Origin of the sequence: Aeromonas sp. 601027 (assembly GCF_049174455.1) — a bacterium.
Taxonomy (GTDB): Bacteria; Pseudomonadota; Gammaproteobacteria; order Enterobacterales; family Aeromonadaceae; genus Aeromonas; species Aeromonas veronii_A.
The window spans coordinates 44,976-60,900 of the sequence record NZ_JAAKTN010000013.1; the positions used below are offsets into that span (position 1 = coordinate 44,976).

At 52.3% G+C, this 15,925-nt stretch carries 11 protein-coding genes, 3 tRNA genes and 3 pseudogenes; 3 read left to right on the forward strand and 14 right to left on the reverse strand.

The features are described 5' to 3' along the window. Positions 1-60 precede the first annotated feature (60 nt). Positions 61-702 (forward strand): hypothetical protein, encoded by a 642-nt coding sequence (locus G5193_RS16160; protein WP_421206425.1) that lies wholly within the window; start codon positions 61-63, stop codon positions 700-702. Between the two features lie 232 nt (positions 703-934). Here G5193_RS16160 and G5193_RS16165 read toward each other — a convergent pair whose 3' ends face one another. The 3 genes from G5193_RS16165 to G5193_RS16175 all read right to left on the reverse strand — a co-directional run bounded on the left by G5193_RS16165 (position 935) and on the right by G5193_RS16175 (position 3,933). After that, positions 935-1,291, reverse strand: coding sequence for a lysozyme inhibitor LprI family protein (locus G5193_RS16165; protein ID WP_421206426.1), 357 nt, complete (start codon positions 1,289-1,291; stop codon positions 935-937). Between the two features lie 222 nt (positions 1,292-1,513). Next, positions 1,514-2,254 carry a hypothetical protein gene (locus G5193_RS16170; protein ID WP_421206428.1) on the reverse strand — a complete coding sequence of 247 codons (741 nt, stop codon included), beginning with the start codon at positions 2,252-2,254 and terminating at the stop codon, positions 1,514-1,516. Beyond that, the gene (locus G5193_RS16175) at positions 2,251-3,933 is read right to left on the reverse strand and encodes an RNA-directed DNA polymerase (RefSeq protein ID WP_421206430.1); all 1,683 of its coding nucleotides are present in this window, start codon (positions 3,931-3,933) and stop codon (positions 2,251-2,253) included. Before G5193_RS16175 ends, G5193_RS16170 begins: the two co-directional genes overlap by 4 nt. Positions 3,934-5,120: 1,187 nt before the next feature. Between G5193_RS16175 and G5193_RS16180 the strand changes: the two genes are divergently transcribed. Together G5193_RS16180 and G5193_RS16185 are read left to right on the forward strand one after the other, a co-directional pair. After that, the gene (locus G5193_RS16180; RefSeq protein WP_421206432.1) at positions 5,121-6,476 is read left to right on the forward strand and encodes an 8-oxoguanine deaminase; all 1,356 of its coding nucleotides are present in this window, start codon (positions 5,121-5,123) and stop codon (positions 6,474-6,476) included. Positions 6,477-6,651: 175 nt separating this feature from the next. After that, a pseudogene (locus G5193_RS16185) lies at positions 6,652-7,286 on the forward strand (integrase core domain-containing protein); the annotation flags it as partial. A 63-nt stretch (positions 7,287-7,349) separates the two neighbouring features. On the opposite strand, the gene G5193_RS16190 reads toward G5193_RS16185, so the two are convergent. The 11 genes and pseudogenes from G5193_RS16190 to G5193_RS16240 all read right to left on the reverse strand — a co-directional run bounded on the left by G5193_RS16190 (position 7,350) and on the right by G5193_RS16240 (position 15,840). Beyond that, positions 7,350-8,528, reverse strand: coding sequence for an acyltransferase family protein (locus G5193_RS16190; RefSeq protein WP_216953306.1), 1,179 nt, complete (start codon positions 8,526-8,528; stop codon positions 7,350-7,352). Between the two features lie 220 nt (positions 8,529-8,748). Continuing rightward, positions 8,749-9,600 (reverse strand): annotated as a pseudogene (locus tag G5193_RS16195) (IS5 family transposase); the annotation flags it as partial. 93 nt (positions 9,601-9,693) lie between these two features. Next, a pseudogene (locus G5193_RS16200) lies at positions 9,694-10,429 on the reverse strand (IS3 family transposase); the annotation flags it as partial. 390 nt (positions 10,430-10,819) lie between these two features. Beyond that, a tRNA-Leu gene (locus tag G5193_RS16205) sits at positions 10,820-10,906 on the reverse strand. Positions 10,907-10,947: 41 nt separating this feature from the next. Beyond that, a tRNA-Cys gene (locus G5193_RS16210) sits at positions 10,948-11,021 on the reverse strand. A 35-nt stretch (positions 11,022-11,056) separates the two neighbouring features. Then, a tRNA-Gly gene (locus G5193_RS16215) sits at positions 11,057-11,132 on the reverse strand. A 181-nt stretch (positions 11,133-11,313) separates the two neighbouring features. Next, a complete protein-coding gene (pgsA, locus tag G5193_RS16220; protein ID WP_031227442.1) occupies positions 11,314-11,868 on the reverse strand; it encodes a CDP-diacylglycerol--glycerol-3-phosphate 3-phosphatidyltransferase in 555 nt (184 codons plus the stop codon). Positions 11,869-12,067: 199 nt separating this feature from the next. Continuing rightward, positions 12,068-13,921 (reverse strand): excinuclease ABC subunit UvrC, encoded by a 1,854-nt coding sequence (gene uvrC / locus G5193_RS16225; RefSeq protein WP_421206434.1) that lies wholly within the window; start codon positions 13,919-13,921, stop codon positions 12,068-12,070. A 127-nt stretch (positions 13,922-14,048) separates the two neighbouring features. After that, entirely contained in the window at positions 14,049-14,693 is a 645-nt protein-coding gene (uvrY, locus tag G5193_RS16230) for a UvrY/SirA/GacA family response regulator transcription factor (protein WP_005337448.1), read from the reverse strand. Between the two features lie 212 nt (positions 14,694-14,905). Beyond that, positions 14,906-15,655, reverse strand: coding sequence for a 3-deoxy-manno-octulosonate cytidylyltransferase (gene kdsB, locus G5193_RS16235; RefSeq protein WP_058058109.1), 750 nt, complete (start codon positions 15,653-15,655; stop codon positions 14,906-14,908). Then, on the reverse strand, positions 15,652-15,840 hold the full coding sequence (locus G5193_RS16240; protein ID WP_005347033.1) for a Trm112 family protein: 189 nt from the start codon (positions 15,838-15,840) through the stop codon (positions 15,652-15,654). The genes kdsB and G5193_RS16240 overlap by 4 nt, the downstream gene beginning before the upstream one ends. Positions 15,841-15,925: the final 85 nt, after the last annotated feature.

The window sequence follows — 15,925 nt, forward strand, 5'->3', positions numbered from 1 at the left end:
AGGGCCCTGCGCTTTGTTCAAGGCTCGGCCCATGCAAGCGAACATAAGGAAGATGGCATCATGAAGATATCCAGCTGGCCCTTGCTGGCACTGGCCCTCTCTGCGGCGGCCCTGATCGCCCCGGCCCATGCGGGCACCACCACCAGCGGCAAACTCGATCCAGCCGCCAGTGCCCGCGCCAAGGCCAAGGTGGCCCAGTTTCTCGACTGGGAGCGCGCAGTCAAACCGAGTGGCCTCTATCAGAGCGAGCTTGGCGGCGCGCTGCCCACTATCGTCTCCCCCGAGCTGCTCTGCCTGCTCAATGCCGCCTCAAAGGCGCGGGAAATAGCCACCCGCGAGGCCCCTGACGAGAAGCCCCCCTTTGTCGAGGGCAACCCCTTCCTGCCCAACGCCTGGGATAACCTGCTGGGCTCGGAGATCCTCTCGTCGCGCGCCATCGCCGGCAGCCGGGATCGCAGCGAGGTCAAGGTGCGTTTCACCTTTGGCGAACCGGGCACCCCGCTTGACGCCCCCAGCGGCACCTACCGTTTTGTCAGCACCTATCTGGTACTGGACGGGCCGCAAGGCGCCCGCATCACCGATATCGACGCTGGCGGCAGCTGTGATTTCTGCCAATCCGGCAGCCTGCGCGCCGCCCTCTATGAGACGCTCACCGCCTATCCCGCCGCAGGGGGAGAGCAGTGCAAGGGGTTGGGGAAATAGAGTTTTGGTTGGAATAGAAGCGTATTTGGGGAATAGAAATAAAAACCGCAGCTCAAGGCTGCGGTTTTTTTGTGGTTTGCCGAAGCTTCGGCATCCTTCGCTCAGATCCCCTCTCCCCTTGCGGGAGAGGGTTAGGGTGAGGGGGAGCTAACGTCATTGTCCGGTGGAATACCGGTAAGCCGTCTGTTTCTAGCCCCCTAAGTTCGTACCTAAACCGGTTGGAGCCTTTTACTTATGGCTGATCCAGTTGTGCGATCAGATCTTTGGTGCGCTGCTCGGTTAGCTTGGTGAGGCAACTGCTATGCACGAGGGGAGCGATCGATCCACCTTCATAAACACCGGCCTCATAACGACATTGTGCATCACGAAATGTGATCCAAGCGCGCTGTGCTGTTTTCAGCCTGACGAGTTGGTCCTTATCAAGCGTGGCAACCAGCCTCTTGTAGGCGGCATTGAGCTCAGCATCAGCCTTGGTGTAATCCTGCATGGCACATATATTCATTGCCGCTTGCGTCATCGGTTCTTTGCAATCGTCGCTGGCTTGTACAGTACTGACTGCCAGCAGCAGAAGGGCATAAAGGTGTTTCAAAAATGACTCCTTGAAATAAGGGGTTATTTATCTTGATAGTGAGATAAAGGCTTATTGCACATCGATTTTAGAGTATAAGAATATGCGAACAGTTCCTTCACTTTGCTGTGGCGACTGCTTGCGTGCTACACATTATCGACCACGCGTAGAACGGTGAAGAACTGTATTTTTAATTTATTAAAACAGCCATTTTAGATGGTTGTTATAAATATTTGTTTTCATTCAAATCCCAAACTCTTCAGTGAAGTTATTATCAGTAAGGAACTTCTGTATTTCTGTAAATAGCTCTCTGCTATTAAGTGAACTGATGTTTTTGCAAAACCCATCTACACTCTCGGTATATGAAATTCCCATTCTTGGGTTGAATAGTTCAATGTTATTGATTTTTTTTGGTGATTTAGAATAGTGATTGAGACACAGGTATATTACAACTTGTCGAAAGTCAACTAGATTGAATTTTCTTTCTCCCGATTTTAGTTCAATCAGAGTGTTATTGAACAGGATATCACCTGCTGCTCTGTTCATAAAACCACATCCATCAAATAATGGATCGATTAAAACTTTATTACCTTGGAATGGGATATGGTGACATATAAGCTTAAATAACTGACGAATCTGAGTTAGCTCGCCATTTGTCAATGGCAGTTCACACTTGTTGCCATAGCTGAATTTAGATATGTAGTTTAAAGAGTCGGTTAATATTTCATTGAAGAATTCACTTTTGTAGAAAAGAGACTTGTTTAAATCATTATACTGGAGTTCATTCTCACAGCATAATCTAAACATATTAAAGTAGATGGTGTTAATTAATGCGATGTTACTTTTTCTTTCTGCTTGTTCGAACGGCTCATATAGCACGACTATTCTTCCGCCATTAACTAATCGGACATAGTTTTTTGCATTTGGAAGAATCTCATTCCAAAATGATGTGAATTTTTTGGCAAATGTAGTTTCAGAAATCATAGGGCATCCTCAAGATTCTGTAGCATCTTACGTTTAGCGCCCCATTGTTTATAAAGTTTGTCAATGAAAGTAAACTTATCTTTATTATGCCCTTGCCAGTGATCACCTTCATCTCCGAGTAAATATGATGAAACGATAAATAGTCTTCTTTGCCATGGATTCATCGTAGGGAATAATCTTCTTAGATCTGAAATCCAATAATGTGTGTTCCACTTTGCCATGGCTTGGGTGATGATTAAAGAGATTAGAATGCTTGAAGTGTTTTTTTGATAAATCTCGGTGAGAATTGTAAGACTTTCAACATTATTTTCTTTCGATAATAGTTTTACTACATATGCCAGATTTAATTCTACTTTAAGAATGAATGAGTCACTTTTTATGAGGTCTATAGTTCTATTTCGAATGAAGCTTTGGGTGTCAGAATCGAATCTATGCCAATTGCTAATTGCAACTTGGATGATTGAGTTAAATATTGGGTATAAATCAGAAATACTATTGAATATTATTTTAAAAGCGCTGGCTAGTACGATGTCATCAGTGGCAGAGAAAGCTTTGATCAGTTGCCTGCTAAAGGGTTGGTTTATTTTTGATTTTTGCAGCTCATCACTAAGCATGCCAAGTAAGTCAAAATCCTGCAAAGACTCTTTTATTTCTTCATATTGTTCAATAGCATTTGGAGAATATGGGTCAAACCTAATTGGTAGACTCATAAATTTTGCTTTTATAGGTGAGCCCTCATCTTCATCTAGACCATGTAATTTTGATTGTGTTAGTGATACAAACTCATCTTTTGTAAGGATATTTGTTTTGTGTTTTTGCAACGTCAGACCTTCATTCTCCATGAGTTTTCTGCTAATAAAAGTTAAGACTGAATGTGCCTGTTCTTTGGTCCCACAAAATATCACAAAATCATCAACATATCTCTTAAACTTTATGTTATGTATCTGGAGGATATGATCAAGAGAGTCTAAGGATAATTCAGCTAAAATTCTTGATGCAGGACCACCAACAGGCAAACCATAAGAATTTGTACCAGAAAAGTTCTGGATTAATTTTTTAATTTTTGATGATGTCTGCTTGTTTGGGTCTAGTCTATCTAATGCGTTCTCTAAGCGGTGGTGATATATTCGAGTGTAAAAATCAGCGATATCACAAGTGACAATGTAATTAATGCACTCGTCTTGTTGTGCAAGAGATAAACTGTCACTTTGAAATTTTCGCCAGTTTATATCATGGTCAAATAGTGAACCTGTTTCAAAGTTCGGCTTGAATCTATATGAATATACAATATCACTGCTGACGCGTGATGATTCAATTCTTTTCCCTATAGATAAGACTAAACCTAGGAAGTAAATATTCCAGTATGGATCGATTTGTGTTGCCCATCTATATCCATTGTAACCTACAGTTGAGCATGTGCTTATATTTATGGGAGGGCATTCAGTTAATCGTTCAACGAATGACGAATGTGTTTCAGTAACAGAATTCAATACATCTACGAAAGCATCAGAAAACATTCTTGTTTCATATGGAAATGGGAAAATATCTGTGTCGCCATATTTCACGAAATTTTTTATCGCAAGAGCAAATGATGACTCAAGATCACCTTTATATTTGTAATTATCAATGGTTGGAGGAGTATCTTTTTTTTCTGTAGTTTGAGTTGCTTTCTTTGTCATAGTTTAATACTCGGTGATAATTTTGTTTCAAAAAACGTTAGGGGCGTCGGTTAGATTAGCGAAGCGTAATCGGACGTTCGAGAAATAAGGTGTTATTACGGTGAAGTACTCACTATCGGGCCTTCAATATAAAACCGTTTCCCGATAGGGATATCTGCTGCTTGTCATTGTATTCATCATTATTTTTTCACCTATGCAACCATGCCGATGGCGCTTGTTGCATAGGTGCGACAATCTGATCTCGCCATGGGGTGGGCAAGGGGTTGGCTGTGAGATAACAACCCGCCCGATCTTTGCCCCGAATAGGCTGGGGAGTGTTACCGCGGTGCAATGCGCTGCGCTTGTTGCACCCTACGCCTGTTAATCGGCCTCGGCGTTGCGGGTTGGCTGTTGCCCCCTGTTGTTCGCCGGGGTGAGCCTGTTTTTCCCATACCGTAGGGTGCAATGAACGAAGTGAATTGCACCTCAATTCGACGCGTGTTTGCTTGCGGCAACAGGCTTGGCGGATTGCGCCATGGGCTTCACCTGCAAGGGGTGCGGTACGCTGCGCTGCGCTAATCGACCCTACCGACCCTGCTGGCGAAGTCATGCCAACGGGGTTAGTGACCCCTCACCCTGGCCCTCTCCCGCAAGGAGAGAGTTACCGCGGACGATTACGCTTCGCTAATCGACCCTACCGACCCTGCTGGCGAAGCCATGCCCATCAGGCTAGTGACCCCTCACCCTGGCCCTCTCCCGCAGGGGGAGAGGGGACGGTTACCCTAGCGCAGGGGCGGGAGACCGGCTGGTCTCCGTGAAAGACGCTACCGCCCCTGACTGTCGCTGCCACATTGCGCCGTTGACCTTGGTTTGGGAAAAGGGGCCAACAGGCGCCGCCAAATATCTTACGGATTCATTGAGCGCTTAACTATGGTGGCCATCACGCAACTATCAGAAACCAGAGGTTTTTTTGCGCTGGCACAAGCTTTTGTTAATTACTGATTGATTAATTGCAGGGTAAGCCTTGTGCGGTTGGTCGCCTTGGGCAATCCGTTGCTATCACCTTGATTCAAAACGGCGATCACAGACTTTTTGCGCCGTATGCCTAGACTGGGTTGGCCGCGGTCGCTGACCGCCGCCTCTGGATCAGCAGACAGGGTATAACTGAGCTGGCTCACCCCTATGTGTCACTGATGGAGGAGTCGGCCATGTCCGCTACCCGTATCTGGATTAAAAACCCCCTTGCCACCTTTACCCCCGAAACGGTCGATGGCCGCGGCGGGCTGGTGATTGAAAACGGTCTGATAAGCGAGGTGCTGGCGGCAGGCCAACAGCCTGCCCGACCGTGCGAACAGCTGTTCGATGCTCGCGACCATGTGGTGCTGCCTGGCCTTATCAATACCCACCACCACTTCTACCAGACCCTGACCCGCGCCTGGGGGCCGGTGGTCAATCAGCCGCTCTTCCCTTGGCTCAAGACTCTCTATCCGGTCTGGGCCAGATTGACGCCCGACGCTCTGGCGCTGGCGAGCAAGGTGGCGATGGCGGAGCTGCTGCTCTCGGGTTGCACCACGGCGGCCGATCACCACTACCTCTTCCCGCGCGGGATGGAGGAGTCCATCGATATTCAGGTGGCGGCGGTGCGTGAGCTGGGGATGCGCGCCATGCTGACCCGTGGCTCCATGAGCCTTGGCGAAGATGAGGGGGGCTTGCCGCCGCGCCACACGGTGCAGGGGCAGCAGCAGATCCTCGATGACAGTCTGCGGGTGGTGCGCCAGTATCACGAGCGCGGCGCCGGGGCGCAGATCCAGATTGCGCTGGCCCCTTGCTCCCCCTTCTCGGTGACCGAGGAGATCATGGTGGAGAGCGCCAGACTCGCGGCCGAGCTCGATGTGCGGCTGCACACCCATCTGGCGGAGACGCTGGATGAGGAGGCGTTCTGCCTTGCACGCTTTGGCCTGCGCACCGTCGATTATCTCGAAAAGGTGGGCTGGCTTGGCGATCGCACCTGGCTGGCCCACGGCATCCACTTCAATCCGGACGAGATTGCGCGGCTGGGGGCGGCGGGCACCGGGGTGTGCCACTGTCCGGTCTCCAATATGCGGCTCGCCTCCGGCATCTGCCCGACCCTGGATCTGGAGGCGGCCGGTGCGCCGGTGGGGCTAGGGGTGGATGGCTCGGCCTCCAACGATGCCTCGAACCTGATGCAGGAGGCCCGTCAGGCGCTCTATCTGCAGCGGCTGCGCTACGGCGCCGAGCGCATCACTCCGCGCAAGGTGCTGGAGTGGGCGACCGTAGGCTCGGCAAGGCTGCTCGGGCGCGGCGATCTCGGTGAGCTGCTGCCCGGCAAGCAGGCGGATCTGGCGCTGTTCAAGCTCGATGATCTGCGCTTTAGCGGCAGTCACGACCCCGTCGCGGCCCTGATCTTGTGCGGCGCCGAGCGCGCCGATCGGGTGATGGTGGGCGGCAAGTGGCGGGTGGTGGATGGTGCCATCGAGGGGCTGGATATCGAGCAGCTTATTGCCCGTCACAAGGTGGCCGCCGCCGCGCTGGTGCATGGCTAGCCGACTCTGGTGCCACTCCCTGGCTGTATGGAGTTGGTATTACCTGACAGTTGTCCACAAAAGGGAGTGGTCATATGGCTTCAAACCGGATAACAAAACAGAGCCCCCTACTGTGTTATCTGGAGTCACCGTAGACCTGCAACGAGAAAAACTCAGCCTGCCAGAGCTCGCCAAAGAGCTCAATGACGAGTAACTTCGCCTGTTCGAGCGTCTCAGCCCAGAGTTTCGAGAACGTCAGATTGAGGTCCACTACACCGGAGAACTGGTGGCTGTCGGCACCTTCTTCGTCGGCGCGATCCAAGGGGTTGGCAGGTGTATCTGCAAACCGTGCTGGACTGCTACAGCCGCCACGCCTGGGGACGGCTCTACACCAGCAAGCTGCCGGTGACCTCGGTCTATGTGCTCAATGAAACGGTACAGTCGTTTTTCGAGGCCCACGAGGCACGGGTCTATACCATCCTGTCGGATAACGGGCGCGAGTTCTGTGGGCGCCCAGACCATCATCCCTACGAGCTGTTCCTGCAACTGGAGGGGATTGAGCACCGGACAACCAAGGTACGCAGGCCGCAGAGCAACGGCTTTATCGAACGGCTGCATCGCACACTGCTGGATGAACACTTCCGTATCAAGGGGAGGACGACCTGGTATGAGTCGGTAGAGCAGATGCAGACAGACCTGGGTAGCTACCTGGCGCACTACAACACCCAGCGGCCGCATCAGGGCAGGATGATGGAGGGACTGACGCCCTACAGCATGTTCAAGAAGGGTCTGAAATTGATACCGAAGGAAGTGCGCTCTAAAGTAGCGTAAACAAGACACCGGCTTGAGGCCGGTGTCAGGTGATAACTAGATCTGTACAGCAGCTTAATAGACTTAATTTAAATGACTAACGGCCACTTCATTATTAACTCTACAGTCATTTTTTTTGATAATAAAGTAGCCAGCCAATTTTTTACCAACTCGTTGGGATGGCTTTTCCACTAGCTTATGTAAAACCCAAGATAAAAATATGCACCCACCAGTCACAATCAACAGTGAAACCCAAGCTTTCATGCCAAGATCGAGTAAGATTCTAAGCGCTACATAGCCAGCGACACCATGTATCACATAAAGTGGGTAGCTTATATCTGCCAGGAAATCGAAGAACTTGTTTGACCTGAAAAAATCCTGATACGTAAATGCAAAAATGAAGGTCAGCAATGCAAATGCATAGCTCCATGCTACCGTTATTCCGGCAGCTGCGGGGCCAATATACCATTGCAAACAGAAAAGGCAAAAAATCACTCCAATTAAAAGATATGCTTTGTCTCTTTCAATACGACCACGTTGGACATAGTGAAACACCACCCCAATGAACATATATATAATATATTGCGACACTGTCATAAAGGTCATTGCCAATTGCCACAACCTTGCATCCGTATTACCCCAACCGGGAATATACTTATTAATAACAATCGATGCTATGAAGATAAATATCGGGGCTAAAAAAACCATGGTTGATTGCTTTCGAAATAGCACAATCAATAACGCACAGACAAAATAAAACTTCATTTCTATCTCTAGCGTCCACACTATTCCATCAATACCTCTTGACCATAAGACATCTCTAATACCAGGTATGTAATGAATCAATACCTCTTGAGTAGTGAATGGCCACTCCCTTGAAAAATAATGCGAGCTAATTAAAATGGCAACCAACGTAATACTAAAACCTACAATATATGTTGGCACAATTCGCAGCATTCGATTGATAGTAAAACCAAACCAACTTGTTTTTTGCAAAGAAAATGGAATTACGAAGCCACTAATGATAAAAAATAATGCTACACCATATGCCCCCCAATTAAATAATGAAAAGGCGTTTAATAATGAAACATAAATAGGAATTGCATGCGTTTCAAAGGGAAGCATTGGCGCATTTGTTAACACCTCTACAGCTGCACGGCTTGACCAAAAAACGCCATAGTAATGTGAAATAACTACAGCTAATGCAGCAAAGCCTCTTAGAGTGTTTGCGAAATCAATCCTATTGCTTTTCTGGTTTTGCATATGGTTGACGTAGATAGTGAAAGATTGACAAATTGTAACATGAACTCAAGCACAGTCTGTAGTGGTCAACTAAATCCGGACTCTTGATTAGGCGGATCCTCGGCTTTTGCTGGCGTGACCCCGTAATTGTGTTGATGTGGATGCCGCCAGTTGTAGTAATCGGCGTTGTTGCCCAAATCCCCCAGCAAGTCATGACTTCCCCAGCCCCTGGTGACCGCAACACTCGGGGTTTTCTGACAGGTAGACCCAGGGTATTGAGTTTGTTTATGGCGCTTACATACGCCATGACTTCTCCCACTTGGCCGTTTAGTTACGCAGACTGATTTTCCCCGCCAACAACTGCTTGAACCGATACATCACCGTCTCGGCCAGCGAGCGACGGTGATACCCCGATATCTTCTTCCAGTCCGCTAGCCCTTCCTTGCGCATCACAACACAGCATCATTTCTCGGGTGTCCCTTTTCCATAACGCCGTGCTTTCGCTAGTCAGGATACAGGCTGTCGCCCCCTGTGCGCTAGATAAGCTGATGGCTGGCTTTACTGTCGTCGGCGCCATCCGCATAAACATGTCCCAGCGAGACTTCCGCCGCCACGATATCGTGGCTCACCGGATCTACCGCCAGATGCAACTTGCGCCACACTCGCCGTTTTTCGGCGCAGTGTTTGCTGACCTTTCACTCACCTTCACCAAACACCTTCAGCCCGGTTGAGTCGATAACCAAGTCGGTAACGCGTCCCCTTGGGGGGAGCGATAAGCCACTTTCACCATACGGGCTCGCTTGCAGACACAGCTATAGTCCGGTGCGCACAACGCCAGATTCCTCAACTCGAGCAGGGAGTCGAGTAGTCCCCGAGTGGCCCGCGGGGTGAAGTTGAAAATTCCCTTGAGCATCAGGAAGGTACAGATGGTCTGGTTGGTGTAGAACTGGCTGCGGCCTTGCCGTCCGTGATAGTCGTGGTGAAACCAGTTGCTCATGGCCTCGGCATCAACCCAGAAGGTGGGTGAACAACGGTGAATCAAAGACTTGTTGTATTTAGGCCAGTTGGTGATGGGGTGCAGCGAAATGCCCATGATGCAAACTTGAAGAGGATGGTGATGAGCAGATCACCGAGTCCTCAGCTAGTTCCATTCAAGCTGCATCGATTTGGGCAACAACGCCTAGCAATCCATCAGGTAATAGCTGATATCCAGCTTCGCTTCCCGCAGGTTCAGGTATCCCGTTGCTGGGAGCCACTGTGACTTCAAGCTTCTGAACAGCAACTCCATCGGGACGTTATCCCAGCAGTTACCACCATGACTCATGCTCCAGGCCATGCGATAGCGCCACTGTCGTTGCCGAAATGCCCGACTGCCCTATTGGCTGCCCTGGTCGGAGTGAAACAGCACACCCTGATTGACAAGCCCGCTGCTGATAGGGCATCTCCAGAGCTTTGATGGCCAGATCTACATCAGGCTTACCAGAGATCGTCCAGCCCACAACTCGCTGGGTATGCAGGTCGAGCATCACAGCCAGATAATGCCAACTAGCCCCTGCCCAAACCTAGGTGATATAGCCACACCTGATTGAGTTGCTGGACATCAAATTTGCGGGCCAGCAGATCGGGAATATCCGGTCGTGCAGACCGGGCACCTTATAACGGTGTGCGCCCGGCTGTTTGGATGCCAACCCGGATTCCTTCATCAGGTTACGGACTTTGAATCGGCCAATCTGATACCCCAGCGTTCGCATCATCGACATCAAGGCGCGACTGCCTGCGGAATCCCGGCTCTCTTTGAACAAACGGCGCAACTAACGGCACTGTTGCATGCACTCACGGTTAATTACTCTCCTACGAACCAGATAATCATAAAAACAGAACGAGGGAGCATCGCAAGCGCAGCAGACCAAAGTGATGAGGGCTTTCCTCCAAGTCCTGTCAGGGATATCTAACGGGCTAAATGATCTGAGAGTAGTAACCAAAGCGAAAACAGGGACCGTAGAGCAGGACGGAGCCTCTCAGACCACCAGTCAGAGAACATTGAGCACAACACTGCGCTTTCATGGCCATGAATACCCGGTTGGAGAATGGAATAACTTACCAAGCAAGGAGTGGTGGAAGTAAGCGGCCATACCCTAACCCACGCGGTAAATTCCTCGGCTATATACAGACCCGATAAAAGCCTGCCTTCAGCAGGCTTTGTTGTTATGAAGCTGTGGACTCAGCACAATCGCTGTCGCCACTTTGTCGCCATTTAGGCAAAACAAAAAGGCCGCTATTGCTAGCGGCCTTTCGTAACTCTTTGATTTTAATGGTGCCCGAGGCCGGAATCGAACCGGCACGACGCGAACGTCGAGGGATTTTAAATCCCTTGTGTCTACCGATTTCACCACTCGGGCACCGCAATCGGTATCAAGCTCGCGTGGCGGGCTTGTCAATATGGAGGCACGTTCCGGAGTCGAACCGGACTAAACGGATTTGCAATCCGCTGCATAACCGCTTTGCTAACGCGCCATGCAAAAGAGAGTTGGTTCTCTATTGTCTGAATTTGGAGCGGGAAACGAGACTCGAACTCGCGACCCCGACCTTGGCAAGGTCGTGCTCTACCAACTGAGCTATTCCCGCATTGGTCTGGCTGACTGCCTGACTACGATGACGCATTCTAGCGATGTTCCTCGCCCAGTCAACCAGAAATATTTAATTACCTGATCGTTCGGGCGTTTTTTGCCCTTTTTGAACAGTTTTAGCGCCTTTGGCCGTTTCCTGCCTCAAATCAGCGGAAACCTCACCTTGCGGCGCAGGTGACTCACAGGTTGGCGTGGTGGGTCAGATCGCCCCAGGCTGCCTTCATGTACTGGAACATCGACCAGAAGGTGAGCACTGTAGCGACATAGAGCATCACATAGGCGAGCCATACCATCCAGACGTTATATTGCCAAATCAGACCGGTGAGCGACACCATCTGGATCATGGTCTTCCACTTGCCAATCCAGCTGACCGCCACCGAGGAGCGTTTGCCGAGCTCGGCCATCCACTCACGCAGGGCGGAGATGATGATCTCGCGGCCAATCATGGTCATGGCGGGGATGGTCACCCAGATGGTGTTGTAGTGTTCGACGATAACCACCAGTGCGGCGGCGACCATGATCTTGTCGGCAACCGGGTCAAGGAAGGCGCCAAAGGCGGTGGACTGATTGAGCTTGCGAGCCAGATAGCCATCAAACCAGTCGGTGGCAGCGGCCAGAATAAAGATGATGGCGGCAGCCAGATAGGACCATTGATAAGGCAGATAGAACAGGATGACGAAGACGGGAATGAGCAAAATCCGGAAAAACGTCAACAGGTTAGGTATATTTGTCATTATTTTCAGCCACTTCTTGTACGTCGCTACATAGTGCGCCAAAGCCGATTTGCGATGCAACCGCACTGGCGCCCGTCTTGGTCTTTTTAATCCATCAATCTTCTCAAAATCCGAGGGCCATTATGGCATTTACGGCCCCCCCGCGTCACGGCTCTTGTGCATCAAGGAGTTAGCGATTTTGCCATGCTGCTAACCCTGCTCAGGCGCTGTGCAAGCCATCGTGGATGGTCTGGGCCAGCTCCTGACTGATGCCGGGTACCTTGGCCAGTTCATCCACGCTCGCCTTTTTAACCTCCTGCAGGCCGCCCAGATATTTGAGCAGCGCCTGCCGCCGCTTTGGCCCCACCCCCGGAATATCCTCCAGCGTGCTGCTGGTGCGGGCCTTGGCCCGTCTGGCACGGTGGCCGGTAATGGCAAAACGGTGGGATTCATCGCGAATATGCTGAATAAGGTGCAAAGCGGGCATATCTGCCGGCAAATGCAGCTCTTCGTGGCTCTCCCCCATGATGAGAGTTTCCAACCCCGCCTTGCGGGTGACCCCCTTGGCAATCCCCACCAGCAGCGGATATTTACCGCCGAGAAACTCCAGCTGACGGGCCAGGATCTCTTCGGCGCGACGCAACTGACCGAGGCCACCGTCAATAAACAGCACATCAGGCACCTTGTCCGGCTCCTGCTGCTTGCCAAAGCGGCGCTCCAGCGCCTGCTCCATGGCCGCGTAGTCATCACCACCGGTGATGCCGTCGATGTTGAAACGACGATATTCCGATGAGAGCGGCCCCTCCCGGTTGAACACCACGCAAGAGGCCACGGTGCGCTCCCCCATGGTGTGGGAGATATCGAAACACTCCATGCGGGCGATGGGACGCTCCAGCTCCAGCAGCTCTTCCAGCTGGTCGTAGCGGGCGGTGATGGTGCTCTTGTGAGCCAGCCGCGAGCGCAGCGCCGTCTCGGCGTTGATGGAGGCGAGCTTGATAAAGCGGGCCCGTTCGGCGCGGGTACGGCTCACCACCCGCACCTTGTAGCCTGCGGTCTGGCTCAGAGTCTCGGCGATGACGCTCTCGTCCTCAAGGGCCACATCGAGCAGCACCTCGCTCGGGATCTGCCGCCCCCCCTGCCCCGACAGATAGAACTGCAGCAGGAAGGATTGCACCACCTCGTCGAGCGGGGTGTCAGCCGGCACTTTCGGGAAGTAGCTGCGTGAGCCGAGCACCTTGCCCTGACGGATAAAGAGCACGTGGATGCAAGCAGCACCTTGCTGGAAGGCGACCCCCACCACATCCAGCTCGTCCAGTACGTTGCCGCTCACCGACTGCTGTTCGGTGACCCGGCGCAGCGCCAGGATCTGATCCCGGTAGCGGGCCGCCTCTTCAAAGCGCAGATCGCCGCTGGCAGACTCCATCTTGCCCACCAGCTCGCCAATCACCTGCTGGTTCTTGCCCGCCAGAAACAGTTTGGCAAGCTCCACCTGCTGGGCATATTCGGCCTCGCTCACCAACCCGGGTACGCAAGGGCCAGCGCAACGCTTGAGCTGATAGAGCAGACAGGGACGGGTGCGGTTGGCATAGACCGCATCCTCGCACTGGCGCACCGGAAAAATCTTCTGCATCAGATGCAAACTCTCGCGCACCGCACCGCCAGAGGGGTATGGGCCGAAGTACTCCCCCTTCACCTTGCGGGCGCCGCGATGGACGCCGATGCGCGGATGCTGGTGCGCGGTGATGATGATCCAGGGGTAGGATTTGTCGTCCCGCAGCAGCACGTTGTAACGGGGCTGGTACTGCTTGATAAGGTTGTGCTCGAGGATCAGCGCCTCGGTCTCGGTGTGGGTGACGGTGACCTGAATATCGGCGATCTGGCGCACCAGGGTGCTGGTCTTGATGCTGTCGACGTTGGTGCGAAAGTAGGAGGCGAGCCGCTTTTTCAGATCCTTGGCCTTGCCCACATAGATCACGGTGCCACCGCTGTCATACATGCGGTAGACGCCACTCTGATGGGTGACGGCGCTCAGAAACGCCTTGCTGTCGAAGAGAGGTTCGGGAGAGAAGGTCATCAGCTACTCGGCTCACACAAAGGCAAAAATTGACGGGCAGAGCATACTGCCCTCGCAGACCGAAAAGCAAAGGGGCAAAAAAGCAAAAAGGCGGCACTCGCCGCCTTTGTGACCACACGCCACCCGATTAGAGGGTATCGGCATCCAGCATGCCATAGCGAATGGCCAGATGGGTCAGTTCCACGTCACCGTTGATACCCAGCTTGCTGAACAGGCGATAACGGTAGCTGTTGACCGTTTTCGGGCTCAGGTTGAGCTGCTCGGAGATATCGGTCACCTTCTGCCCCTTGGTGATCATCATCATGATCTGCAGCTCGCGCTCGGAGAGGGACTTGAAGGGATTCTCGTCAGCGGAGGCAAATTGGCTGAGGGCCATCTGCTGGGCAATCTCCGGGGAGATGTAGCGCTGACCGGAGTGCACCAACCGGATCGCCTGGATCATCTCGTCGGGAGCAGCCCCCTTGGTCAGGTAACCGGCGGCGCCTGCCTGCATCACCTTGGTGGGGAACGGATTTTCTGAATGAATGGTCAGCACTATGATGCGCACATCGGGGCGGATCCGCAGAATTTTGCGGGTCGCTTCCAGACCACCAATACCCGGCATGTTCATGTCCATCAGGATCACGTCCGGATGGTGTTGGCGACAGAACGTAACTGCGGTCTCGCCGCTCTGTGCCTCACCCACCACCTTGATCCCGCGCACATCTTCAAGAATGCGTCTTATCCCTGTACGCACCAGCTCATGATCATCGACCAGGAATACATTTATCACCCAAACACCCCGTTTTATCTCGTTTTAGCCGCCCGGTTAGGGTTAACAGGGCGTCTTGCATCATAACCAAACTCGTCGCTTTGGCAAACCATGCACGCCAAAAGTTTGAGAAAACCCATGTTTAGCGTTTAAAATCAAATAATTATATAAATTTTCAAAACAAAAAACGGTGCCTTGCGACACCGTTTTTCATGACGTTAGTGCTGTGGCCATCACTTGGCCAAAAAGGCGCGCACCTTCTCAAGATCGGCCTGGGTATCCACCCCGACCGGTGGCGCTTCAAGGGCCTGGGCGACGTGGATCTTCTCCCCGTACCAGAGCACCCGCAACTGCTCCAGCGCCTCGACCTGCTCCAGCACGCTCGGTGCCCAGTCTACGTAACGCTGGATAAAGCCGGCGCGATAGGCATAGATGCCGATATGACGCTGGTAGTGGTCACCAATCTGCTCATGGCTCTTGGCAAAGCGATCCCGATCCCAGGGAATGCTGGCGCGACTGAAGTAGAGGGCGTAGCCATCCTTGTCAGTCACCACTTTCACTGCGTTCGGGTTGAACGCCTCTTCGGCATCCTTGATCGGCACAGACAGGGTCGCCATAGGCGCCGTGGCGGCGGCCAGATTGTCCGCCACCTGACGAATGATGGCGGGCGGAATGAGCGGCTCATCCCCCTGCACGTTGACGATGATGGTATCGGCGGCAAAGCCGTAGTGACGGCACACCTCGGCCAGACGCTCGGTGCCGGACTGGTGATCCGGTGAGGTCATGCACACCTCGACGCCGGTGCTCTGCAGCGCCTGCTGTACCCGCTCGTCATCGGTGGCAACGATCACCCGATCGGCCCCCGATTGCAGGGCTTTTTCCACCACGTGTTGCACCATGGGTTTGCCATGAATATCCGCCAGCGGCTTGCCCGGCAGGCGGGTTGACGCATAGCGGGCCGGAATGACGACGACGAAACTCATGACGGCAACTCATCGCTATTGAGCGGACGGGCACGGTTCTCCAGTAGTACCGGGATCCCCTCTTCCAGCGGATAGGCCAGCTTGTCAAAGCGGCAGACCAGCTCATGGACTGCTTTGTTGTAGTGCAGCTTACCCTTGCAGACCGGGCAGGCGATGATGTCGAGCAACTTGATGTCCAAAGCCAAAACGATACTCCTTCAACGATGTCGCGCTGGCGGCTTCATCACGCCAGCGATGGATGTCGAGCAACCAGATATTCCATACGGGGCA